19 protein-coding genes and 1 pseudogene are annotated in these 23045 nt (G+C 66.7%); 14 read left to right on the forward strand and 6 right to left on the reverse strand.

The genetic code is table 11. The features are described 5' to 3' along the window. Positions 1-13 precede the first annotated feature (13 nt). The 8 genes from rpsA to IEY07_RS19045 all read left to right on the forward strand — a co-directional run bounded on the left by rpsA (position 14) and on the right by IEY07_RS19045 (position 11542). A complete protein-coding gene (rpsA, locus tag IEY07_RS19010) occupies positions 14-1504 on the forward strand; it encodes a 30S ribosomal protein S1 (protein WP_188896979.1) in 1491 nt (496 codons plus the stop codon). 75 nt (positions 1505-1579) lie between these two features. After that, a complete protein-coding gene (gene coaE / locus IEY07_RS19015; protein ID WP_188896980.1) occupies positions 1580-2182 on the forward strand; it encodes a dephospho-CoA kinase in 603 nt (200 codons plus the stop codon). A 29-nt stretch (positions 2183-2211) separates the two neighbouring features. Further along, the gene (locus IEY07_RS19020; protein ID WP_188896981.1) at positions 2212-3477 is read left to right on the forward strand and encodes a PrsW family intramembrane metalloprotease; all 1266 of its coding nucleotides are present in this window, start codon (positions 2212-2214) and stop codon (positions 3475-3477) included. Further along, complete coding sequence (locus tag IEY07_RS19025) at positions 3474-4538, forward strand: hypothetical protein (RefSeq protein WP_188896982.1); 1065 nt, start codon at positions 3474-3476, stop codon at positions 4536-4538. The genes IEY07_RS19020 and IEY07_RS19025 overlap by 4 nt, the downstream gene beginning before the upstream one ends. Before the next feature lie 74 nt (positions 4539-4612). Beyond that, the gene (gene uvrB, locus IEY07_RS19030; protein ID WP_188896983.1) at positions 4613-6724 is read left to right on the forward strand and encodes an excinuclease ABC subunit UvrB; all 2112 of its coding nucleotides are present in this window, start codon (positions 4613-4615) and stop codon (positions 6722-6724) included. Between the two features lie 206 nt (positions 6725-6930). After that, entirely contained in the window at positions 6931-7926 is a 996-nt protein-coding gene (locus tag IEY07_RS19035) for a TerC family protein (RefSeq protein WP_188896984.1), read from the forward strand. A gap of 30 nt (positions 7927-7956) precedes the next feature. After that, positions 7957-9249, forward strand: a complete 1293-nt coding sequence (locus IEY07_RS19040; RefSeq protein ID WP_188896985.1) for an MFS transporter — start codon at positions 7957-7959, stop codon at positions 9247-9249. Between the two features lie 103 nt (positions 9250-9352). Beyond that, positions 9353-11542 (forward strand): GxGYxYP domain-containing protein, encoded by a 2190-nt coding sequence (locus IEY07_RS19045; RefSeq protein WP_188896986.1) that lies wholly within the window; start codon positions 9353-9355, stop codon positions 11540-11542. Between the two features lie 7 nt (positions 11543-11549). On the opposite strand, the gene IEY07_RS19050 is transcribed toward IEY07_RS19045, so the two are convergent. Together IEY07_RS19050 and IEY07_RS19055 are read right to left on the reverse strand one after the other, a co-directional pair. Continuing rightward, entirely contained in the window at positions 11550-12209 is a 660-nt protein-coding gene (locus IEY07_RS19050) for an MBL fold metallo-hydrolase (protein ID WP_188896987.1), read from the reverse strand. A gap of 13 nt (positions 12210-12222) precedes the next feature. Next, positions 12223-12975, reverse strand: coding sequence for a maleylpyruvate isomerase family mycothiol-dependent enzyme (locus tag IEY07_RS19055; RefSeq protein ID WP_188896988.1), 753 nt, complete (start codon positions 12973-12975; stop codon positions 12223-12225). A gap of 130 nt (positions 12976-13105) precedes the next feature. On the opposite strand from IEY07_RS19055, the gene uvrA reads away from it, so the two are divergent. Both uvrA and IEY07_RS19065 read left to right on the forward strand, forming a co-directional pair. Continuing rightward, positions 13106-16258 carry an excinuclease ABC subunit UvrA gene (uvrA, locus tag IEY07_RS19060; RefSeq protein WP_188896989.1) on the forward strand — a complete coding sequence of 1051 codons (3153 nt, stop codon included), beginning with the start codon at positions 13106-13108 and terminating at the stop codon, positions 16256-16258. 149 nt (positions 16259-16407) lie between these two features. After that, positions 16408-16842: a Rieske (2Fe-2S) protein gene (locus IEY07_RS19065; protein WP_188896990.1), complete on the forward strand. Its 435-nt coding sequence runs from the start codon at positions 16408-16410 to the stop codon at positions 16840-16842. Positions 16843-16860: 18 nt separating this feature from the next. Here IEY07_RS19065 and IEY07_RS19070 read toward each other — a convergent pair whose 3' ends face one another. The 3 genes from IEY07_RS19070 to IEY07_RS19080 all read right to left on the reverse strand — a co-directional run bounded on the left by IEY07_RS19070 (position 16861) and on the right by IEY07_RS19080 (position 18399). Further along, the gene (locus tag IEY07_RS19070; RefSeq protein ID WP_188896991.1) at positions 16861-17199 is read right to left on the reverse strand and encodes an ArsR/SmtB family transcription factor; all 339 of its coding nucleotides are present in this window, start codon (positions 17197-17199) and stop codon (positions 16861-16863) included. Continuing rightward, positions 17196-17645: an SRPBCC domain-containing protein gene (locus tag IEY07_RS19075; RefSeq protein WP_188896992.1), complete on the reverse strand. Its 450-nt coding sequence runs from the start codon at positions 17643-17645 to the stop codon at positions 17196-17198. The genes IEY07_RS19070 and IEY07_RS19075 overlap by 4 nt, the downstream gene beginning before the upstream one ends. Before the next feature lie 97 nt (positions 17646-17742). Then, positions 17743-18399 (reverse strand): bifunctional 4-hydroxy-2-oxoglutarate aldolase/2-dehydro-3-deoxy-phosphogluconate aldolase, encoded by a 657-nt coding sequence (locus IEY07_RS19080; protein WP_188896993.1) that lies wholly within the window; start codon positions 18397-18399, stop codon positions 17743-17745. A gap of 46 nt (positions 18400-18445) precedes the next feature. Here IEY07_RS19080 and IEY07_RS19085 point away from each other — a divergent pair, with 46 nt between their 5' ends. Beyond that, positions 18446-19060, forward strand: a complete 615-nt coding sequence (locus IEY07_RS19085; RefSeq protein WP_188896994.1) for an NAD(P)H-dependent oxidoreductase — start codon at positions 18446-18448, stop codon at positions 19058-19060. Positions 19061-19752: 692 nt separating this feature from the next. Here the strand turns inward: IEY07_RS19085 and IEY07_RS19090 are convergent. After that, positions 19753-20121 carry a VOC family protein gene (locus IEY07_RS19090; protein ID WP_188896995.1) on the reverse strand — a complete coding sequence of 123 codons (369 nt, stop codon included), beginning with the start codon at positions 20119-20121 and terminating at the stop codon, positions 19753-19755. A gap of 469 nt (positions 20122-20590) precedes the next feature. Here IEY07_RS19090 and IEY07_RS19095 point away from each other — a divergent pair, with 469 nt between their 5' ends. From IEY07_RS19095 to IEY07_RS24295, 3 genes and pseudogenes are all read left to right on the forward strand, one after another. Further along, complete coding sequence (locus tag IEY07_RS19095) at positions 20591-21115, forward strand: AAA family ATPase (protein WP_188896996.1); 525 nt, start codon at positions 20591-20593, stop codon at positions 21113-21115. A gap of 64 nt (positions 21116-21179) precedes the next feature. Beyond that, a complete protein-coding gene (locus IEY07_RS19100; RefSeq protein WP_188896997.1) occupies positions 21180-21737 on the forward strand; it encodes a P-loop nucleotide/nucleoside kinase family protein in 558 nt (185 codons plus the stop codon). 234 nt (positions 21738-21971) lie between these two features. Further along, a pseudogene (locus IEY07_RS24295) lies at positions 21972-22886 on the forward strand (phosphotransferase enzyme family protein). The last annotated feature ends 159 nt before the right edge of the window (positions 22887-23045 follow it).

Below are 23045 nucleotides of genomic sequence, written 5' to 3' on the forward strand. Positions count from 1 at the left end.
GGAGCCCTACTACATGACGTCCTCCCTTGAGGCAGCCCCACAGGTCGCCGTCGACGACTTCTCCTCGCCCGAAGAGTTTCTCGAAGCCGTTGACAAGACCATCAAGTACTTCAACGACGGTGACATCGTCACCGGCACCGTTGTCAAAGTCGACCGGGACGAGGTCCTGCTCGACATCGGTTACAAGACCGAAGGCGTGATCCCTTCCAAGGAACTCTCCATCAAGCACGATGTCGACCCGCATCAGGTCGTCAGCGTCGGCGATGAGGTCGAGGCCCTGGTCCAGCAGAAAGAGGACAAGGAAGGCCGCCTGATCCTGTCCAAGAAGCGGGCTCAGTACGAGCGCGCCTGGGGCACGATCGAGAAGATCAAGGAAGAGGACGGTGTGGTCACCGGCTCGGTGATCGAGGTCGTCAAGGGTGGTCTGATCATCGACATCGGCCTGCGCGGCTTCCTGCCGGCCTCGCTGGTGGAGATGCGTCGGGTCCGCGACCTGCAGCCCTACGTCGGCCAGGAGCTCGAGGCCAAGATCATCGAGCTGGACAAGAACCGCAACAACGTGGTGCTGTCCCGCCGGGCGTGGCTGGAGCAGACCCAGTCCGAGGTTCGCCAGAACTTCCTCACCCAGTTGCAGAAGGGCCAGATCCGCAAGGGTGTCGTGTCCTCGATCGTCAACTTCGGCGCGTTCGTCGATCTCGGCGGTGTCGACGGCCTGGTGCACGTCTCCGAGCTGTCCTGGAAGCACATCGATCACCCGTCCGAGGTGGTCGAGGTCGGCCAGGAGGTCACTGTCGAGGTGCTCTCGGTCGAGATGGACCGCGAGCGGGTCTCGCTGTCGCTGAAGGCGACCCAGGAAGATCCGTGGCAGGCCTTCGCCCGCACCCACCAGATCGGTCAGATCGTCCCGGGCAAGGTCACCAAGCTGGTGCCGTTCGGTGCGTTCGTCCGCGTCGAGGAGGGCATCGAGGGCCTGGTGCACGTCTCCGAGCTGGCCGAGCGTCACGTCGAGATCCCGGAGCAGGTCGTCCAGGTCAACGACGAGGTGATGGTCAAGATCATCGACATCGATCTCGAGCGTCGCCGGATTTCGCTGTCGCTGAAGCAGGCCAACGAGAGCGTCGACATCCACGCCGAGGAGTTCGACCCGACGCTGTACGGCATGGCTGCCAGCTACGACGACCAGGGCAACTACCTCTACCCGGAGGGCTTCGACCCGGAGACCGGCGAGTGGCTCGAGGGCTACGACGAGCAGCGGCACGCCTGGGAGCAGCAGTACGCCGAGGCGCAGGCCCGTTGGGAGCAGCACAAGAAGCAGGTTGCCGACGCTGAGGCTGCCGATGGCGCCGCTGCCGAGGCTCCGGCTTCGTACTCCTCCGGCGGCAACGGCGGTGGCAACACCGCCGCCCGGACGCCGGCGGCCGCACCGCAGGCACCGGAGGGTTCGCTGGCTTCGGACGAGGCGCTGCAGGCGCTCCGCGAGAAGCTCACCGGCGGATCGAACTGATCAGCTGATCACAACGACGGCCCCGCACCGATGGTGCGGGGCCGTCGTCGTCTTCCGACCTTGTAGCCTCCTGGCATGGCACGGCTGAGGATCGGACTCACGGGCGGCATCGCCTCCGGCAAGTCGACCGTCGCCGACCTGCTGGCCGAGTGCGGTGCGGTGATCATCGACTCCGACCTGCTGGCGCGCGAGGTGGTCGAGCCCGGCACCGACGGACTTGCCGGAATCGTGAGCCGGTTCGGTGACCAGGTGATCGCCGGCGGACGGCTCGACCGGGCCGCGCTGGGCCGGATCGTTTTCGCCGATCCCCAGGCCCGCCACGACCTGGAGGCGATCATCCACCCGGCCGTACGCCGCCGGGCCGCCGAGTTGGAGGCCGCGGCAGGACCCGATGCGGTGGTCGTCCAGATGATCCCGCTGCTGGTCGAGACCGGCCAGCAGAACGCTTTCGATGCTGTGATCGTCGTCGACGTGCCCGAGCGGGTTCAGCGCGACCGGTTGATCGCCCGCAACGGACTGTCCGGGCAGGAGGCCGACGCCCGGATCGCCGCCCAGGCCACCCGCGAGCAGCGGCTCGCAGCCGCCACCGTGGTGATCGACAACAGCACCGACCTGGCCGACCTGGAACAACGCGTACGGCAGGTCTATCGGGAGTTGACCGGCGAGCCCGGTTGCTAGGTGAACCTTTGATCGGCCACCCTAGCGCCGTGAGCTGTCAACGCTGTGGTGCGCAGACGCCCGAGGTTGCCCACTTCTGCCAGGTCTGCGGTCTGGACCTGCGGAGTGAGGATCTGCGCCGGGCCAAATCGTTCGCCGTGAAGCCGGACGAGCCGGTCGCCTCCTTCAACCTGATCTCGACGATCATGCCGCGGGGCGCCGGTCAGCGTCCCCAGACCTACCGGATCGCACTGGGCATCGGGATGGCCGTCGCGCTGGTGGCAGCGATCTTCGGCGCGCTCCCGGTCGCCATCCTGGTCGCCGCCTTCACCATCCCGGTGGTCTACATCGTCTACCTCTACGACGTGAACCTCTGGGAGGACGAGCCGGTCGTGGTGACCGTCGCAGCCTTCCTGCTCACCGGGGTGTTGGCACTGGCGTTCACCGTCGGCTGGATGCAGTTGCGGCCGACGGTCGCCCAGACGCCGGCGATCGGCGGCGGAACGGGAATCGGTCCGAGCGTCTCCGGATTCCTGCTGGTTGCGATCGCGGTACCGATCATCGGCCAGATCCTGACCCAGATCGGCCCGGTATACCTGGCCAGCCGGCCCAAATTCGACGACCTGATGGACGGGCTGACCTTCGGGGTCATCTCCGGGGTCGCGTACTCGACCTTCGACACCCTGGTCCGGCATTCCGGTGCCCTGTTCGGCGGGCTCGGCAGCCACCAGGATCCGGCGACCTGGGTCGTGCTGATCTTCCTCGAAGGTCTGGTCAAACCGCTCATCATGGGCACCGCGGCCGGTATCGCGGGTGCCGAATTCTCCGGGCTCGGCCGCGGCTACGACGGCTTCACCCTGCGCTACCTCCGCGGCTTCGCTGAAGCGGTGCTGGCCAACATCGCCTACGCCGCCGGTTCCTACCTCTTCTCCTTCCTGTCCGGCTCCAAGGGCACGCTCCTGACATTGCTGTGGGGGCTGCTCATCCTCGGCGTGCTGATCCTGCGGGTCCGTAATGTCCTGCACACCGGACTGATGGAGGCCGCGCTCGAGGCTGCCGCCCGCAGTGATGACTCGATCGGGGAGTCCGGCGAGCTGGAATTCTGCGCCGCGTGCGAGATGCCGCTGGTCGCCGGCGCCGCATTCTGCAACAACTGCGGCACCGCAGTGCGCACCAGTCCCCGGACCCAGCCGGTGGGCGCGGCGACCGGCCCCGCGGATCCGCATCCGCCGGCGCTGCCGGCCGCTCCGCCTGAACCCCATCCGTCGTCGATCCCGACGGCTGACCGCGACGAGGACCAGGGAGGCCAGGCATGAGTGACAATCCCTGGGGCAGTCGGCCGAACGACCCGCAACCGCCGCAGCAGCCGTCGTACGGAGGTCCACAGCAGCCGTCAGGTCAGCCCCAGTACGGGCAGCCCCAGTACGGGCAGCCCCAGTACGGGCAGCCCCAGTACGGGCAGCCTCAGTACGGGCAGCAACAATCCGGCCCCCAGTACGGCCAGCAGCCCCCGTACGGCCAGCCCTCGTACGGCCAGCAGCCCGGTTACGGGCGGCAGCAGGGATACGGGCACCAGCAGGGATACGGGCAGCAGCAGGGATACGGGCAGCAACCCCCGGGCTACCCGCCGTCGCAGGGCGGCGGACCCGGCGGCCGCAAGCGGCGCAGCACGGGGATGATCCTGGGGATCGTCGCGGGCTCGATCGCCTTCCTGGTGATCGTCGGGGTGATCATCGGCATCGTCAGCAACAACCACGCCAGCGCCGGCCCGACGGCCCCGATCACCCCCGATTCCGGGACGCCGACCGCCCACGCGCCGCAACCGCAGCCCGGCCAGCCCAGCGATGAGCCGAGTGACGAGCCGACCAAATCCCAGCCCACCTCGGGCAGCACCAACTCCGGGGGCGGCGGCACGACATCCGGTCCGATCAGCTTCGGTGGCTGCTCACTCACCCCGGCAGCCGGCTGGACCAAGCACAGCGTCAAGGCGTCGAAGGGGGTCGCGTCGGTCACCAACAGCGACGGGGACGTGTTCCAGGCCCAGTGCGTGCAGCAGGACGCCGGCGCTGATCCGAAGGACGTGCTCAGCAAGTGGTTCGACCAGATCGCCGAGGACTGCACCGACTCCGACAAGCAGCCGGCCGAGACGATCGACACCGGTTCGACCTCACTGACCGCGGCCCAGGCCCAGATGACCTGCTCGGTCTCGGACAGCCAGGGCTCCTACGACGAGGGCATCGCCTCCGCGGTGGCGGTCCGCAAGGACGGGATGACTGCGGTGACGACCATCATCTACACCAGTTCCAGTGACACCAACCAGATCAGCCAGGACTACAGCGACATGACGCTGACGGTCTGGAAGAGCCTGGAGAAGTAGGGCCTACGCTCCCCGGGAGCTCCGTGCGGGGCGACTGGGGAGGCACTGTCAGTGGGGCGGCATACGCTGGTCGTATGCGTCCTGTCGAAGAGCTCCAGCGCACCGTGCACCCGTTCCGGGTGGAGAGCGAATTCCAGCCCTCGGGCGACCAGCCGGCAGCAATCGACGACCTCGAGCGGCGGATCAATGCCGGCGAGCAGGATGTCGTCCTGCTGGGCGCCACCGGCACCGGCAAGACCGCTACGGTCGCCTGGCTGGCGGAGCGGTTGCAACGTCCGGTTCTGGTGATGCAGCCCAACAAGACCCTGGCCGCCCAGTTCGCCAACGAGCTGCGGCAGTTCTTCCCGAAGAATGCGGTGGAGTATTTCGTCTCCTACTACGACTACTACCAACCCGAGGCGTACATCCCGCAGACCGACACCTACATCGAGAAGGACTCCTCACTCAACGAGGAGGTCGAGCGGCTGCGGCACTCGGCCACCAACTCGCTGCTGACCCGGCGGGACACGATCGTGGTGGCGACCGTGTCGGCGATCTACGGGTTGGGTTCGGCGGCCGAGTATCTGCGGCAGGCGATCATGCTCAAGGTCGGACAGGAGATCGACCGGGACCAGCTGCTGCGCCGGCTCGTCGACATCCAGTACACGCGCAACGACCTGTCCGGCGCCCGCGGCACCTTCCGGGTCCGGGGCGACACCCTCGAGGTCTTCCCGAAATACGAGGAGATGGCGGTCCGGGTCGAATTCTTCGGCGACGAGATCGAGCGGTTGATGGTGATGCATCCGTTGACCGGCGAGATCATCTCTGAGGACGAAGAGGCGATCCTGATGCCGGCCAGCCATTACTCGGCCGGCGCCGACACGATGGAGCGGGCGATCAAGGGCATCGAGGCCGAGCTGGAGCATCGGTTGGCCGAGCTCGAGACGGAGAACAAGCTGCTGGAGGCGCAGCGACTGCGGATGCGGACGACCTACGACATCGAGATGATGCGTCAGATCGGCACCTGTGCCGGCATCGAGAACTATTCGATGCACATGGATGGGCGCTCGCCCGGCGAGCCGCCGAACTGTCTGCTGGATTACTTCCCCGAGGATTTCCTGCTGGTGGTCGACGAGTCGCACGTGACCGTCCCGCAGATCGGCGGGATGTACGAGGGTGACGTGTCCCGTAAACGCACGCTGGTCGACCACGGTTTCCGGCTGCCGTCGGCAGTGGACAACCGGCCGCTGCGGTTCGAGGAGTTCGTCGAGCGGATCGGCCAGACGGTCTATCTGTCGGCAACGCCAGGCAACTACGAGCTGGCCCGGTCCGAGGGCGTGGTCGAGCAGATCATCCGGCCCACCGGCCTGATCGATCCGGAAGTGATCATCAAGCCGACCCAGGGCCAGATCGACGATCTGATCGGCGAGATCCGGACCCGCGCCGAGAAGGACGAGCGGGTGCTGGTGACCACGCTGACCAAGAAGATGTCGGAGGACCTGACCGACTATCTGCTGGAGAACGGCGTTCGGACGCGTTACCTGCACTCCGAGGTGGACACCCTGCGGCGGATCGAGTTGCTGCGCCAGTTGCGGATGGGGGAGTACGACGTCCTGGTCGGCATCAACCTGCTGCGTGAGGGCCTCGACCTGCCCGAGGTGTCGCTGGTGTCGATCCTCGACGCGGACAAGGAGGGCTTCCTGCGCAGTGACAAGAGCCTGATCCAGACCATCGGCCGTGCGGCCCGGAATGTCTCCGGCCAGGTGCACATGTACGCCGACAAGATCACTCCGTCGATGGCGGCGGCGATCGACGAGACGAACCGCCGTCGCGACAAGCAGTTGGCCTACAACAAGGAGCACGGCATCGACCCGATGCCGCTGCGCAAGAAGATCGCCGACATCACCGACATGCTGGCCCGCGAGGATGCCGACACCACCGACATGCTGGCCGGCACCTCGATGGGCAAACGCGCCGGCAAGGACCGGAAGTCGCCGACACCGCGGCTGGGTGCCGACAGTGTGACCGAGCAGGCCCGCAAGATCGCCGGTATGCCGGCGGGTGATCTGGCCGATCTGGTCCAGGAGTTGACCGAGCAGATGCACACCGCCGCGGCGGATCTGCAGTTCGAGGTGGCGGCCCGGTTGCGGGACGAGATCTCCGATCTCAAGCGCGAACTGCGGCAGATGGTCGAAGCGAACCGGTAGTTTCGGGCGGGTTCGCCTACACTGGTGCGCGGAGGGGAGTATTCCTTCGCGTCTGGCATCGTCATCACGGGCAGTCACCCGACTGCAGCCCGCAATCCGGGCTCCCGGTGCCGTCGGTTGTACGACCCTGAGCTTGTCGAAGGGATCGTACGGCGGAAGAGACCTCCGAGATCGCGCAACCGTGCGCACTGACTCTCGGAGGACATGTGGACGTTTCTGTCACCACCTGGCTGATCACCATCGGCGCGATGGTCCTGGTCCTGGGCTTTGACGTGTTCGTCATCGGCCGCAGGCCGCACGAACCGTCGATGAAGGAAGCCGGGTTGCTGATCGGCGTCTTCGTCGCCCTGGCGGCGCTCTTCGGGATCGGGGTCGGGCTGTTCTCCGGTGGCCGCTACGCCGGTGAGTTCTTCGCCGGCTGGCTGACCGAATACAGCCTCAGCGTCGACAACCTCTTCATCTTCGTGATCATCCTGACCAAGCTGAAGGTGCCGCGGCAGTTCCAGCAGTACGCCCTGATGGTCGGCATCCTGCTGGCACTGGTGTTCCGCGGCGTGTTCATCGGCTTGGGGGCCGGGCTGATCGAGTTGTTCAGCTGGATCTTCTTCATCTTCGGCGCCTTCCTGATCTACACCGCGATCAAGCTGTTCGTCGACTACCGCAAGGATGATCACGACGACGCCGTCCCGGACAACCCCGTGATGCGGTTCGCGAAGCGCCGGCTGCCGTCGACCGAGGAATTCCACGGCACCAAGCTGACGGTCCGACTGTCCGGTCGCCGTCTGATCACCCCGATGCTGTTCGTGATCATCGCCCTCGGCAGCACCGATCTGCTCTTCGCCCTGGACTCGATCCCGGCGATCTACGGGCTCACCCGCGAGCCCTACCTGGTCTTCACCGCCAACGTCTTCGCCCTGATGGGCCTGCGCCAGCTGTACTTCCTGATCGGCGGCCTGCTCAAGCGGTTGGTCTACCTGTCCCTCGGACTGTCGGTGATCCTGGCCTTCATCGGCGTGAAGCTGGTCCTCCACGCGATGCACGAGTACCACCTGGACGAGCGGCTGAACATCCCGTTCTCCCTGGACGTGCCGATCTGGTTGTCGCTGACGGTGATCGTCGCCACCCTGGCCGTGACCACCGTCGCCAGCTTGATCAAGTCGTCCCGGGAGCAGTCCGGGGCAGTGCCCTCCGATGCACACTGATCGGTCCGGCGATGGGATGATCGTCTGGACATGATCGCACCAGAGTTGGGGACCGGGCCGAAGGCGTACCTCCGGTTGTTGCGTTATCCGCCCGCGGCCGGCCCGTTCGTGTCGGCTCTGGTCGCCCGGCTCACGGTGTCGATGGCGCCGATCGGACTGCTGCTGGAGGTGCAGTCCGAACGGCACGCCTACGGCGGTGCCGGCATCGTCACCGGAGCGTATGCGATCGGCATCGCGATCGGGTCGCCGGTCTGGGGCCGGACGATGGACCGCGCCGGCCAACGCCGTACGCTCCTGATCACCTCGCTGGTCAGCGCCCTGCTGCTGGCCGCCGACGCCATCTCGGCAGCCCGGAACGCCCCGATGGCCGCGCTGGTGCTGCTCGCCTTCGTTGCCGGGCTCGCGTTCCCGCCGATCAGCCCGGCGATCCGCTCGGCCTGGCGGGTGATCTTCCCCGACCAGGCGTCGCGCCGGGTGGCGTTCGCCCTGGACGCCACCGCGATGGAACTCAGCTTCGTCGCCGGACCGCTGTTGTTGTCGGCGATCCTGGCGCTGACCAATCCGGTCGTCCCGGTGCTGGTTGCCGCCGGGTGCATGGCCGGCGGCGGCATCGCCTACTGCCGTACGGCCGCGGCCCGGAACGCTCCCGCGTTGCACTCCGGCGACCAGGCGCCCCACCATGCCGCGCACCACCGGTCGGCGATCACGGTCCCGGGAGTCGCGTCGGTGCTGGTCGTGATGCTGATGCTCAGCGTCGGCTTCGGCCAACTCGACACCTCGATGGCCGGTACCGCCAGCCGGATCCTGGGCGGCAACGACCGGGTCGGATTGCTCTTCATGTGCATCGCCGGCGGCAGCGGAATCGGCGGCCTCATCTACGGGTCGAAGAACTGGGCACTGGAGGAGCGCCGGACGCTGCCGTTGACCACCGGCGCCTTCGGCATCCTGCTGGCCGGGATCGCCACAGCGGTCGGCAGCGGCCATCCGCATCTGTGGGTGCTGATGCCACTGCTCTTCGGCACCGGCCTGACCATCGCGCCGAGTCTGATCATGCAGCAGGGACTCCTTGATCAACTGACCCCGCCGAACCGGCTCAACGAAGCGCAATCCCTGCTCTCCTCGGTCAATCAGGTCGGCGCCGCGGCAGGGACCGCAGTCGCCGGCGTGGTGATCGACTCCCGGGGCCTCTTCTGGTCCTTCATCGGTGCGGCGGCCGCGGTCGCGTTGTGCTGCCTGTCGGCCTTCGCCGGCAACGCCCGCTGGTCGCGTCTGGTCACCGCACCCGGCCGAGCGTCCGCTGCCGTCGACGTCGGCGCCGACTGACCAGCGCCCGCGAGAATTTTTGCCATCACTATGGCGCAGGCTGGTTCTGCTTCACTAACCTCTGGGTCACCGACACTGTCGTCGTTCCCCCACGGAGGCTGTCATGCCAGCTCAGTCCGGCTCCGGAAGAGTCACCCGGAGAAAGTTCCTCACCACCAACGGCTTGATCATCGCCGGTGCCGCCGGCGTCTCATCCGGTATCGGCTCGAACATCTTCGGGCCCGCATCGGCTGCCTCGGCCGATCCCTCTCACCACCTGCCGGCATCCGGAGTGCGCTGGTCACCGGGACGGCTACTGCCGACCTTCGCCGAACCGGGTCACCTGCACGCGGCATCGGTCGCGACGCTGACGGGCGAGGATCAACTTCTGGTGGTGACCCTGCAGGGCATCGTCAACCGCACGAGGCCCGAGCTCTACTTCGTCTTCGACACCGGTGACGATCCGGTCGACCAGCGCTGGCTCGACGACTATGGCAAGGGCCGCTCGACCTGGCACGCCGACGCGCTGTCGCTGGTCCACAGATACCGCTCCCGGGTCCGGGGCGCGATCGTCTACGACCCCGATGTCGCGGACACGATCAACATCGCGACGACGATGGCCGGGCTGGAGGACGCGGTGGTCGCCACTGCCGACCAGGCGGCGACGTACGGACTGAAGATCATCAAGGACCTGCGCGGCCAGTTCACCGGGCAGGACAAGGTGGCGATCTACCAATGGCAGCTCGATCATCTCTGGCCGCGGTGTGATCACCGGCTGCTGACCGGCCTGACGCCGACGCAGGTGGTCGACGTCCCCGGCGTCACCTGGACCGAGATCGCCCGTGAGACCGAGCAGATCAGGGACTCGTCCAACCGCGCGACCCTGACCTGGGACCTGAGTCAGGAACTGGGTGGCGAGGGGGTCTTCCTTCGGTTCGCCGATTCCTTCACCGACGACGGGTGGGGTGCCTCCGTCGGACATCTGACGGCCACCGCCGACGGCACGGTGATCGCGGACTTCACTCCCGGTACGGACGCGGAGACGCCGTTCCTGTTCTCGGGCAACTCCTCGATCGGCGGCGACCAGAACCGATTCGCCGACGGCGGCAACTACTTCATCTACGAGTTCCAGCCGCCGGCCGGCACCGCCAAGCTCACCGTCACCGTAGACATCTGGAACCAGTATCTGGTCACGGCGACAGACACCGCGCCGACCCGGGTGGAGCCGGACGCGAACTTCCGCGACTATGTGGTGGCCAACCGCGCGATGGTGTTCTGGCTCGACCCGAACGGCGACCCGGGCACGCTGATGGGGGAGATCTTCGACCGGTCGGCGGTCAAGGCCACGCCGTATCTCGGCTGGTTCTCCAACGACGTCGCGGGTGAGTGGGGCGGAGTGGACATCGCCTCCCAGCACCGCGGTGAGGTGTTCGCCGCCGATTTCTACATGAACGGCACCGTGCACAGCGGTGTCCGGGCGCCGATCTCGACCAAGATCAAGAGGCGCCGACCGGCGCAGCCGGGAAACAAGATCATCATCACCATGACCTTCGGCGAGGGCGACAACATCCAGTTCTGCCAGCGCCGGCTTCGTGATCTCTGGGACGACCCGAACCGCGGCAAGGTGCCGACGAACTGGACGATCGACCCGGTGCTGGCCGACATCGGCCCGGCGATCTACCAGCACTACCAGCGGACCGCGACCGGCAATGACCTGCTGATCTGCGGCCCGTCGGGGGCCGGTTACACCTATGGCCCGTCCTGGCCGGGCGGCAGTTTCGTCGACTACGCGAAGCTGACCGAGGCGTACCTGGAGCGCACCGGACTCGACCTGGTGTACGCCTACAGCAGCGGTGACGGATCAGCACCTTTCAGCGATGCGGTGCTGCAGGACTACCGGAGATACACGCGGTTGCGCGGCATCATCAAGTCCTCCGGCCTGGGTGCGATCGAAGTGACCGGGCAGCTGCCGGTGATCGAGAACTGGAGTGCCCCCGGCGGTGCCGACGATTTCAAGTCGGCGCTGGATGATCATGTCGGCGACTGGGACGGGAGTGCGCCGTTCTTCGTCGCGGCCGGGATCGATGCCTGGAACTGGATGCCGACCGATGTGGCGGCACTCGGAGACCTGCTGAACGCCGATGGTCGCTATCGGATCGTGCTGGCCGACACCTTCTTCGACCTGTTGCGCTCGGCGACCAGCCCGCAGCCCCAGGCCGAGGCGCAGTCCTCATCACGTCGGCGGGCCGGTTCGCTGCCCTCGTCGGCGGTGCCGACGGTCAGGGCTACAAGCGGGGCCACAAGCAGGAGTTGACGCCCGGTCACCAGCCGCGAGTGCGCCACTGGGACAGGTGTGGCCGCTCCCGGCCGATGGTGGTGTCGTCCCCGTGCCCGGGATGAATCTCGGTGTCGTCGTCGTAGACGTCGAAGAGCTTGGTTTCCACGTGGTTGATCAGTGACTGGAAATCCGCAGCGGAGTTGGTCTTGCCGACGCCACCGGGGAAGAGGCCGTCACCGGTGAACAGGTGGGTGACCTCGCCGCGGTAGACGACCACCACCGAACCAGGGGTGTGACCGACCAGGCCGATGATCTCGACGTCTTCGTCATCGCCCAGCGGAAGCCGGTCGCCGTCCCAGACGCCGCGAACCTCGGACACCCCGGCGCCCTGGCCGACCGCGGCAGCGTCCGGCTGCCCGGCGCACAGCGCTGGCTGCCAGCGGCCGGCAAGATCACCCAGTGCCTGCCAGTGATCGCCGTGACGGTGGGTGGTGATGATCGTCTGTGGGGCGGGGTCGGCGAGTGCGGCGATCCGGTCCGCATCGTTGGCCGCGTCGATCAGGATCGACGGCCCGGTGCGCGGCTGCAACAAGTAGGCGTTGTTGTCCATCGGCCCGACCGACAACTTGATCAAGGTCACGGTTGGCGACAGCTGCCGCACCAACGGGCCACCCCCGGGCTCGACGTGTCCTGGTCCTGGCATCGGATCCTCCTGATCAGCCGAAGCTCGGCAGCTGCGGGATGTCGCCCTGGAGTCCCTCGGCGTCGGACCGGCGGGTGATCCATCCGAGGAGCCGGTTGGCGGGCCCGCTGATCTCGATCACCTCGGCCGCCCGCTGCGGCTCAACGTCGTACGTCCGTCCCGATCCGGTGGTCAGCCGCAGCCGGGGGTATTCCGACCGCGGGGCGATCCGGAACACGGCCCAGTCGAGCGCCAGCTCGGCGGCCCGCGGGTCGACGTCGTCCACGGTCAGGCCGACGTCCAGATCGAGGTGGTGGACGGTGACCTCGAACAGCCGCCCGGTCGGCAGCTCCGCGGCCGGCAGTTGCTGGCCGTCGCGCAGGCGCACGACCGCATCCCAGGCACCGGATTCGGTCACTGCGTCGAACTCCTGCGCCAGCCGGCCGATGGCGACATCGAGGTCGGTCTGGATCTCCAGTCCTCCGCGGGCGGCGCCGGCCTCGATGGCGGCGTCGCGATCCTCGGGGTACATCTGCTGCTCGACGCCGGTGCGGGCCCAGTTCGCCAAGCGACCGATCGCATCGGCGTGCCGGGCGATGTGGGCGGCGACGTGGGCCCGGGTCCAGCTCGGCAACAAGGAGGGCTGGTGCCAGGCCTTCTCCTCGACGGCGATGGTTTCGCCGAGCAGGCGGCGGTTGGCCGCTGCGAGCAAGGACCGCGTTTCGGCCGTCGGATCGGGTGCCTCGTCGGTCGGCGTAGGTTGGTCCGCGGCCGGCTGGGAAGTCATGTCCCAACGCTATCGTGCCCGGATCTGCGACCCGGACGACGCCCACATCCGGTGTTCCGGGCGAGAGGGTCGCAGGCCGGCGACCCCGACGGAAACCGGATTGTCGGTGGTCCGTCCTAGACTCCCGGACGTGACCGATCGTCTCATCATCCGCGGTGCCCGCGAGCACAACCTGCGCGACGTCTCCCTCGACCTGCCCCGGGATGCGTTGATCGTGTTCACCGGCCTGTCCGGGTCGGGCAAGTCGAGTCTGGCGTTCGACACCATCTTCGCCGAGGGTCAGCGGCGGTATGTCGAGTCGCTCTCGGCGTACGCACGGCAGTTCCTCGGCCAGATGGACAAGCCCGACGTCGATTTCATCGAGGGGCTGTCGCCCGCGGTCTCGATCGACCAGAAGTCGACCAGCCGCAACCCGCGATCGACCGTCGGCACCATCACCGAGGTGTACGACTACCTCCGGCTGCTCTACGCCCGTGCCGGTCACCCGCACTGTCCGGTCTGTGGCGAGCCGATCAGCCGGCAGACCCCGCAGCAGATCGTCGACCGGCTGCTGGAGCTGGAGGACGGCACCCGGTTCCAGGTGCTGGCCCCGGTGGTCCGTGGCCGCAAGGGGGAGTACGTCGACCTCTTCCGGCAGCTGGCGACCGGCGGCTTCAGCCGCGTCCGGGTGGACGGCGAGGTGCACCAGGTGACCAGCCCGCCGACGCTGGACAAGCAGAAGAAGCACACGATCGACGTGATCGTCGATCGGCTGGCGTCGAAGGCGTCAGCCAAGCAGCGGCTCACCGATTCCATCGAGACCGCGCTGGCGCTGGCCAACGGGCTGGTCTCGATCGACTTCGTTGATCTCGATCCGAAGGATCCGGGCCGCGAACGCGGCTACTCGGAGAAGATGGCCTGCCCCAACGGCCACGACATCTCCATCGACGAGTTGGAGCCGCGGCAGTTCTCCTTCAACGCACCCTGGGGCGCGTGCCCGGAGTGCTCGGGTATCGGCACCCGGATGGAGGTCGACCCCGAGCTGGTGGTGCCCGATCCCGACCGCAGTCTCGACGGCGGTGCCTTGGCGCCATGGTCCAGCGTGCACGTCGCCGACTACTTCGACCGGCTGATCGCCGCGCTGGCCAAGAGCGAGGGCTTCAGCACGACTACGCCCTGGCGGGATCTGCCGGCGAAGGCCAAGAAGCTGCTGTTGTACGGCGTCGACGGCCAGGTGCACGTCAGCTACAAGAACCGCTACGGCCGGGAGCGCTCCTACAACGCCCGGTTCGAGGGCGTGGTGTCCTACGTCGAGCGGCGGCACGCCGAGGCCGAGACCGACAGCTCGCGCGAGCGGTTCGCCGGCTACATGCGCGAGGTGCCCTGCCGGGCCTGCAACGGCGCCCGGCTGAAGCCGACGTCGCTGGCTGTCACCGTCGGCGGCAAGAACATCGCCGAGGTCGCCGGGCTGTCGATCGACAAGGCATCGGAGTTCCTCGCCGGTCTCGAGCTCAGTGCACGGGAGAAGCAGATCGCCGAGCGGGTGCTCAAGGAGATCAACGAGCGGCTGCGGTTCCTGCTCGACGTCGGCCTGGACTACCTGTCGTTGGACCGGCCGACCGGGAGCCTGTCGGGTGGCGAGGCCCAGCGGATCCGGCTGGCGACCCAGATCGGCTCCGGTCTGGCCGGCGTGTTGTACGTGTTGGACGAGCCGTCCATCGGCCTGCACCAGCGCGACAACCGGCGGCTGATCGAGACGCTGGTCCGGCTGCGTGACATCGGCAACACCCTGATCGTCGTCGAGCACGACGAGGACACCATCCGGATGGCGGACTGGGCGGTCGACATCGGTCCTGGGGCCGGTGAGCACGGCGGCCACGTCGTGGTCTCGGGTACCGTCGACGAGCTGCTCAAGAGCGAGGAATCGCTCACCGGTCAGTACCTGTCCGGCCGCAAGCAGATCCCGCTGCCGGCCAGCCGGCGCCCCGGCGACGGTCGGGTGGTGACCGTGCACGGCGCGACCGAGCACAACCTGCAGAACATCGACGTCGACTTCCCGCTCGGTCAGCTCATCGCGGTGACCGGTGTCTCGGGCTCGGGGAAGTCGACCCTGGTCAACAGCATCCTCTACACCGCTCTGGCCAAGCAGATCTACAACGCCCGGGCGGTGCCGGGCAAGCACCGGTCGATCAGCGGTCTGGACCACATCGACAAGATCATCCACGTCGACCAGTCGCCGATCGGCCGCACGCCGCGATCCAATCCGGCGACCTACACCGGGGTCTTCGACCACATGCGCAAGCTGTTCGCCGAGACGCCGGAGGCGAAGGTCCGCGGCTACCAGCCGGGCCGGTTCTCCTTCAACGTCAAGGGCGGTCGCTGTGAGAACTGCATGGGCGACGGCACGATCAAGATCGAGATGAATTTCCTTCCCGACGTGTACGTCCCCTGCGAGGTCTGCCACGGCGCCCGCTACAACCGCGAGACGCTCGAGGTGCACTACAAGGGCAAGACGATCGCCGAGGTGCTGGACATGCCGATCGAGGAGGCGGTGCACTTCTTCGCCGCGATCCCGGCGATCGCCCGGCACCTGCAGACGCTCAACGAGGTCGGCCTCGGCTACGTCCGGCTCGGCCAGCCGGCCCCGACGCTGTCCGGGGGCGAGGCCCAGCGGGTCAAGCTGGCCAGCGAGCTGCAGAAGCGTTCCACGGGCCGCACCATGTATGTCCTGGACGAGCCGACGACTGGTCTGCACTTCGAGGACATCCGCAAGCTGCTCGGGGTGCTCGGCCGGTTGGTCGATGCCGGCAACACGGTGGTGGTGATCGAGCACAACCTCGACGTGATCAAGACCGCCGACCATCTGATCGACATGGGTCCGGAGGGCGGCTCCCGCGGCGGCACGGTGATCGCCACCGGAACGCCCGAGACGATCGCCCAGTCGCCGGGGTCGTACACCGGCTTGTTCCTGAAGGAGATTCTCGACGGGCACGACATCCCGGTCGGCCCGGCGCAACCGGAACTGCTGACGTCAGCGGTGGCTGACGCACCGCGTTCCCAGAGGACCACCAAGAAGGCGGCCACGAAGAGCCCGGCCAAGAAGCCGGCGGCTAAGAAGACTGCTCCGCAGAAAGCTCCTGCGAAGAAGACGACGGCCAAGCAGACCGCAACAACGAAGACCGCAACAACGAAGACCGCAGCAACGAAGACCGCGGGGAAGAAGACCACCGCAAAGAAGACCACCGCAAAGAAGACCACCGGCGGGACCCGCCGTGCGGCAGGGCGGAGGGATTCGGCGGCCTGAGGCGGGTGCAGCCCTGAGCTGGATCTGGCACCCGGTTTGAACTCGGCGGCGGTTTGTGTCGTTAGTTGAGGCATCAGCCCATTCACTGACGGATGCAGCCGCCGACGACGCCGCCCACCCTCCGACCGACGACTGGAGTCACTCCACCCATGATCGACGCATTCCTCAAGGTGTCCGACACCGGATCCCGCCGCGACCTCTTCCGCTCGTTCGGGCTGGTGGCCCTCGGCGGTGGAACCGCGGCCGTGCTGGCCGCGTGCTCCGGGCCAAGCGAGAGCTCCAGTGCGGCGTCGTCGGCGGGACCGTTGACGGTCGCCAAGACGGCGGTGCCGAGCGGCAGCGGCATGATCAAGGACGGCTTCATCGTCACCCAGCCGACTGCGGGGAGCTTCAAGGCATTCAGCAACATCTGCACTCACCAGGGTTGCCCGATCACCGACATCTCCGGCGGCACGATCATGTGCAACTGCCACGGCAGCGAGTTCAACCTCGACGGGTCGGTCAAGCGCGGACCTGCGAGCCGGCCGCTGACCACGGCCAAGGTCACCGAGGACGGCGCCAATCTGGACGTCTCGGGCGCCTGAGCACTCTCGATCTTCCGGCTAGCGGATCGATCGCTCCGCCCGGCGCTTGAGCGCCTCGAGCTGACGGTCCCAGGCCGACGCCTGACGTTGCAGCCAACGGGCTGTCTCCTCCAGCGGCGCCGGACTCACCTCGAAGAGCACTTCCCGGCCGCGCTTGGACGATGTGACGAGCCCCGCCTCGGTCAGCACCGCGAGGTGCTTGGCGACGGCCTGTCGGCTGATCGTCAGGCGTTCGGCGACTGCGGTCGCGGTGATCCCGCTGGCCGAGGCCACGGTCTCGAGCACCTCGCGTCGGCGCGGGTCGGCGAGCGCGGTGAAGACGACGGCGACCTCGTCGGGCGCGGAGGGATCGGTCATTTCTCCAGGTGGGCCTTCGCGGCCGCCAGTTCCTGCTCCCAGCCCTCGGTGTTGGCGTCGTAGGTGTTGCGGCGCTTCTCGTCGGTCGTGCCGACGGCGAAGCCGCTCTCGACCACCCGGACCACGGTTCCGCCGTCCACCGGCTGCAGGGTGAATTCCACCAGCGTGCGGAGTTGGTCCGGCTGATCGTTGTCGCTTTCGCCGGCGAGCCAGCGGAAGGACACCGACTCCGGCTCGACGGATCCGACGACTTCGATCAGCCAGTCGCCGTGCTTGACGTCCGAAACCTTCCAGACGTTGTCCCGGATCGCCTCGATGGCGTGCTCGCGGATCTCGCCCTCATTGATCCACCAGCCCGGTTCGGACACCAGCGGCCACACCACGTCCACTGGTGCGGCGATGGTGATCTCACGTTCGATGGTGTCCGGAACGGTAGTGGCGTTCATGATCATCTCCTGGATTCCTGGGACATCGGAGCCTCCGATGTGCAACTCAAAGGTTGCACGTTTCTCCAGGAAGTGCAACCCTTGAGTTGCAAATGGGTCATGACCGGGCGGCGGCGAGTGCTGCGCTGAACCGGCGCGCCTTCTCGGTGATCACATCCCAGCGCTGGTCGGCCATGTCGGACGCCGAGCACAGCTCGCTCCCGGCCCCGACTGCGAATGCGCCGGCGGAAAGCCAGTCGCCGAGATTGTCGGCCGAGACCCCGCCCGTCGGCATCAGCGGCACATCGGGGAACGGGCCGCGCAGAGCTCGCAGATAGCTGGGGCCGACCAGCGAGCCCGGGAAGATCTTGATCGCAGCGACCCCCAGCTCCAGGGCGGCCATCAGTTCGGTCGGGGTCAGCGCGCCGCTCATCGTCGGCAGCCCGGTGTCGGTCATGAAGCGTACGAGATCGGGCGCCGTGCCGGGGCTGACCAGGAACTGGGCGCCTGCCACTGCCGCCTCGGTGACCTGCGGCCGCCGGGTCAACGTCCCCGCGCCCACGATCGCGTCCGGGAAGTCCTGCCGGATCCGCGCGATCGCCGGAGCGGCGTCCGGGGTGCTGTAGGTGACCTCGATCGCCGTCACGCCGCCCGCGATCAGTGCCTCCGCTGCCGCCACCGCCGCTTCGGAGGTAGGAGCCCGGAGTACGGCGATCACGCCGGCATCGGCTACGGCTCGCAACGCCTCGGGGAGAGTCTCGGGATTCTGGGTCATGATTGTCAGCGTATCCGTCGGCGTCACGGGCGTTACGCTCTCGTCCGTGAGTGTTATCTCTCCGGTCATGATCGTGCTGGCGCACCCGAGTGCCGCCGGTTTCGATCATGAACTCGCCGACCGGGTCAGGTCGGTAATCGGACAGACCGGCGTCCGGCAGCACTTCCACGACCTGTATGCCGAGTCGTTCGACCCGGTGCTGACCGAGAATGCCCAAGGTGAGGCAGAGGTCTGGTCGCGGGGGACCAGTGCCGAACAGGTTCGTGCACGGGTCGCCGCGGCGCCGGATCCCCTGGTGCTGCGTCACCAACGCGAGCTCGCCGAGGCGAGGGGACTGGTGGTGATCCACCCTGACTGGCTCGGCAAGCCGCCGGCGATCCTGGCCGGCTGGCTGGACCGGGTGCTGCTGTCGGCACGACAGAATCCGGCACCACAACTGCAGCGGGCACTGGTGATCAACACCTGTGAGGCAGACGGGACGGCGGCCGAATCAGATGCCCTCGGCGTGCTCTGGCGTGATCAACTCGGCCCCTACCTGGGGTCGCCGCTCTTCGAGCGGCTGACCTTCCGCGGCGTCGGAACCGCCGATGATCAACAACTCGGACGCTGGCGGAATGCGACCGACCGGGCTGCGGCCTGGGTCAGCGGAGCAGCTCGCTGAACAGGCGCCACGATCGCTCGCGTGGCGGTCGCTTCGGACGACCTATGACTCGCACGATCGATAGGGCGTCCACCGCGCCAGGCCGGCGCGGTCGCCGAGGGTAGTGGGAACCACTACGCATTCTTCGCCGGCCAGCCGCTCCACATGACGCCCGTTGACCGGGCAGCGAGCCGGGCGGGGTCTACGGGCAACCGCCGCTTTCGCGGTGATCAGATCGTCTGACGTGTCTCGCCAGTGGAGCGGTCACCGGGCAGCGAACCTGTTGCGGTCGGTGCGGGCATTTGACGCAGCTTGCAATAGGTTGGCACAGGCTTCGATGACTTGCGGTACTTGGAGTGGTGGGGAGTCGTCGCCGAGGCTGACGCCGGCGGGGATGAGGTCGTTTTGCGGCTGCGCGCTGGTTTGAGTGGCTCGGGTGAAGAGGCTATCGCCAGTGTGTGTTTCGGTTTGGTAGTACGAGCACGTCAGATCACGTGCGGGTATAGGTCAGTCCTGGTCGGCGAGGGGGCGAGCGCGTCGTGGATCTGCTGGACGACGGCGGGTAACAGGTCGGTGGACACACTGGTCATGGCTGTGGAGACGAACGTCTGATACGGCCGGGCTGACCTTGAACTCAGCCTGGTCAAGGGATCGGTTCGAACAGGTTCCGACAGGCCCGACGAGCGAACGGCTCCGGCGGCCCAGGAAGCTGGTCAGATCTCGTTAGGTCCTTCGAACCAGACCTCGATCCCGGACGGGGACTCGACGGCGACTAGTTGGGTGCGGAAGCGGGTCCCGCCTTCTTCGGTGACGATCCGGTGCGTCAGCGTGTGTCGATTGCAGGTCGCGATGACCTCGTCGAGTTCTTGAGCCGTGGTGAGTGCGAACTGCCAGCGCAGCCCGGAAGCATACGCAGGTTGCATCGCCGATGCGGCCTGCAGACCGATGATTGCCTCGCCGCAGCGAACCGCCAGGAAGCCGGGAAACTCGTCGCCCTCGTAGGCATCCTGGAACCCGAACAGGCGGTAGAAATCTCGCTCCGCGTACTGGTCGCGGACGTACATGATTGGATGTATTTGCATCCTGCGATGTTCGTCTTCTGGAGTGAGTTCCGCAATCCGGCTCCTCTCTGCGGACATTTTGCATCGCAGGATTTGCCCTTCTTGGGCACTGATCGGTATCAGAGAAGGGTCCGGAACATCTAGAGTCCGGTCGACCTCTGCCCGCTGGCGGGTCGCTGGGGATCTGGAGCTGCGGCTTTGCATCTGACGTCGTGGGACGTCGTCGTGAATTCTCAGTGGTCCGATGTAGTTGAGGGCTGCCCGGTCTGGGATCGGATCCGGCACCCGTTCACCCGCTCGAACTGGTGCCCGGTGAGCGTGCCCGCTGGTCTGCCCGCAGACGGGTGTCGTCATCGGGCAGCTGCCGGCGGCGTCGGCCGGCGGAACCGCTTTCGGGCTGGAGGCTTGGGGTTACCAGGTCAGCGGGCCTCGATTCGGTGGATGGCTAACTGACTGGCAGACGATCGGCAGATCCCCGACAGTGAGGGCTGTGATCACTATCGTGAGCGGCATCCCTGGCGCGGGCAAGACGACGGTTTCGAGGCTGCTGGCCGACGGGTGGCCGCGATCGGTCCACTTGGAGGGTGACCGGATCGGTGCGGAGTTCATCGTGCGCGGATTGCTGCAGCCGGGCGACGAGCCGGTCGAGGAATCCGAGGCGCAACTGGTTCTCCGTCGGCGCAACACCGCGCTGCTTGCCGACTCCTTCGGGTCGGCCGGCTTTGAGGTCGTGGTCGATGACGTCATCTTGTGGCCGGGCGGTCTGCGGCTGTACCTGGACCTGCTGCCCAGTCGACCAATCCGGTTCGTGGTCCTCGCGCCACAGCTGGATGTGGTCGCCCAGCGCGACGCCGGCCGCAGCAAGCACGTGTTCGAGCAGTGGCGCCACCTCAACGATCAGCTGCTCCGATGGACAGATCAACCTGGACTACGGTTGGACACCTCAGGTCTGAACGCCGAAACGACTGTACGGATAATCCGTCAGCGCTGGGACGAAGCGCTCATCGCCAGCTGATAGCAGTAAACGACCGAGGAAAATCATGTGTGGAAGTCGGGACCACGGTGGCAGCCTGCACTTCATGGCTGCAGCCGGCTCGTCGGTGCGAGGGATTGTGCTGCTGTGTGGCCGCTCATTTTCGGGAAAGAGCACGGTGGCCGCACACGCTGCCCGCCACCTCGACGCCGCCGAGGTCGTCTCCCTAGACGTCATCAATGCCGAACGCAACCTGCGCAGTGGTGCGGGGTTGCCGATCGAGGAATGGGCAAAAACCTTCGAGATGGCGCAATCGAGGGCCCGCACGCTCCTGGAGTCAGGAACCACGGTGATCGTCGACGACACGAGTTCCCCACGGTTTCTGCGCGATGCGTGGAGGCGATTGGCCGCTGAGATGGAGGTTCCTCTGGTGCTGGTCTACGTCAACACTCCTGTCGAGGTGTCCCTTGAGCGTCATGCGGCCAACCGTGCTGCCCGCAGCCGCGCCGATGTCGATGATGAAGTCCTCCAAGAACACCTGGAGTCGTTCGAGGCTCCGACACCGGATGAGGATCCGGTCTGTCATTCGACCGCTGACGGGAATCTCAGCGAGACACTCGATGAGCTTGAGCGCCGCTTCGTTGCCGCCAAAGCTGACCAGTGATGCATCGCCCGCGAACTGCCCGGTCACCGCACCCTGCCGCGTGATCACCGGGCACCTGGCTCGACCACCGTGCCCGCCCGGAACCGGATCGCTGACCGGGCAGTTTCGGCTAACTACTTGCCTGAACGGTCAATCCCGTTGCCGAGGGGCCTCGCGCATACCTAGATTCGCCCGGTGAGCAATCCACAGAGTGCGAGCCGCTGGGCTCGATCACTGCCCACCACGACTATGGCGATGGACCTGGTCGCCGACCACTATCCAATCCAGCCCACCGCGGCCACCCTCGTGCGCACATTCAACAATGACGTCTACCGGATCGACGCTGACGATCAGAGTTATGCCTTCAAGGTGTACGGCTCGGGCCGATTCACCACCAATGAAGTCCGCTGGGAGCAACAACTCGCCCACCACCTCGCGAGCGCCGGTGTGCACGTGGCGGCCGATGTCGCGTTGACCAGCGGCGACTCCGTCGGAATGTTCGAAGCACCAGAGGGTCAGCGACTCTTCGCGCTGACCCAGTGGGTCCCCGGCGACAAACCCCAACCGCCGTGGGACGATGCGCTCTATCGAACCGTCGGATCAAGCCTCGCCAAGCTCCACGCTGCGGCTGATTCATTCACCAGCAGCCATCCGCGGCAATCCCTGCGGCGGGGAGACGAACCAGAACGGGTCATCGCTGTCCTGACTGAACACAGCGAGCGGAAGCTTCTGGTGCAGCAAAGCGCAGCTGTCGCTCAACGGGAGCTCGAGCGGCTCGCCAATTGAGGATTGCGCTGGGGCATCAAGCATGGGGACCCGTCACTGGACAACATCCACGTCAGCGACGGCAACCTCCTGTACTTCTACGACCTCGACCTCGCCGGCCCTGGCTGGCAAGTCGAGGACCTTGCCGGGGCGCTATCAACCGAATTTGCCGAACCCTTCTTGGATGGCTACATCAGCCAGCGCCCGCTAGCCGCGGTCGATCGCGCGGCCTTACCGTGGCTCCGAATCCTCGGCCATATCGACAATCTCAAGTTCCATCTCATCGATAAGCCAGCTGCCATGGGTACGGCGACCCTTGCTGCGGGCTGGGTCGACCGCGGATTCGAGGGATTGATCAAGGCCGCACACGACGCAGGTCTCGACTGCGCCGAATCGGCCCGATAGACCTTCGGTTTACGTGCGCTGTGGTGGTGGTAGTGAGGTTTGCATGGTCCCAACCAGTTCGGGGCCTGTCTCTTTGAGCTCCCTCGGGTGGACCGGTAGATTGTAGGTCAGCGAGGTGAAGCGTCGGAACGCCTCGTGGCCGGAATGGCGTTCCCGTGG

The organism is Microlunatus endophyticus (assembly GCF_014646195.1).
GTDB classification, from domain to species: domain Bacteria; phylum Actinomycetota; class Actinomycetes; order Propionibacteriales; family Propionibacteriaceae; genus Microlunatus; species Microlunatus endophyticus.

Coding starts and splice junctions, on each gene's coding strand:
- rpsA (WP_188896979.1), top strand. CDS start 14: ATGACGTCCTCCCTTGAGGCAGCCCCACAGGTCGCCGTCGACGACTTC.
- coaE (WP_188896980.1), top strand. CDS start 1,580: ATGGCACGGCTGAGGATCGGACTCACGGGCGGCATCGCCTCCGGCAAG.
- IEY07_RS19025 (WP_188896982.1), top strand. CDS start 3,474: ATGAGTGACAATCCCTGGGGCAGTCGGCCGAACGACCCGCAACCGCCG.
- uvrB (WP_188896983.1), top strand. CDS start 4,613: ATGCGTCCTGTCGAAGAGCTCCAGCGCACCGTGCACCCGTTCCGGGTG.
- IEY07_RS19040 (WP_188896985.1), top strand. CDS start 7,957: ATGATCGCACCAGAGTTGGGGACCGGGCCGAAGGCGTACCTCCGGTTG.
- IEY07_RS19045 (WP_188896986.1), top strand. CDS start 9,353: ATGCCAGCTCAGTCCGGCTCCGGAAGAGTCACCCGGAGAAAGTTCCTC.
- IEY07_RS19050 (WP_188896987.1), bottom strand. CDS start 12,209: ATGCCAGGACCAGGACACGTCGAGCCCGGGGGTGGCCCGTTGGTGCGG.
- IEY07_RS19055 (WP_188896988.1), bottom strand. CDS start 12,975: ATGACTTCCCAGCCGGCCGCGGACCAACCTACGCCGACCGACGAGGCA.
- IEY07_RS19065 (WP_188896990.1), top strand. CDS start 16,408: ATGATCGACGCATTCCTCAAGGTGTCCGACACCGGATCCCGCCGCGAC.
- IEY07_RS19070 (WP_188896991.1), bottom strand. CDS start 17,199: ATGACCGATCCCTCCGCGCCCGACGAGGTCGCCGTCGTCTTCACCGCG.
- IEY07_RS19075 (WP_188896992.1), bottom strand. CDS start 17,645: ATGAACGCCACTACCGTTCCGGACACCATCGAACGTGAGATCACCATC.
- IEY07_RS19080 (WP_188896993.1), bottom strand. CDS start 18,399: ATGACCCAGAATCCCGAGACTCTCCCCGAGGCGTTGCGAGCCGTAGCC.
- IEY07_RS19090 (WP_188896995.1), bottom strand. CDS start 20,121: ATGCAAATACATCCAATCATGTACGTCCGCGACCAGTACGCGGAGCGA.
- IEY07_RS19100 (WP_188896997.1), top strand. CDS start 21,180: ATGGCTGCAGCCGGCTCGTCGGTGCGAGGGATTGTGCTGCTGTGTGGC.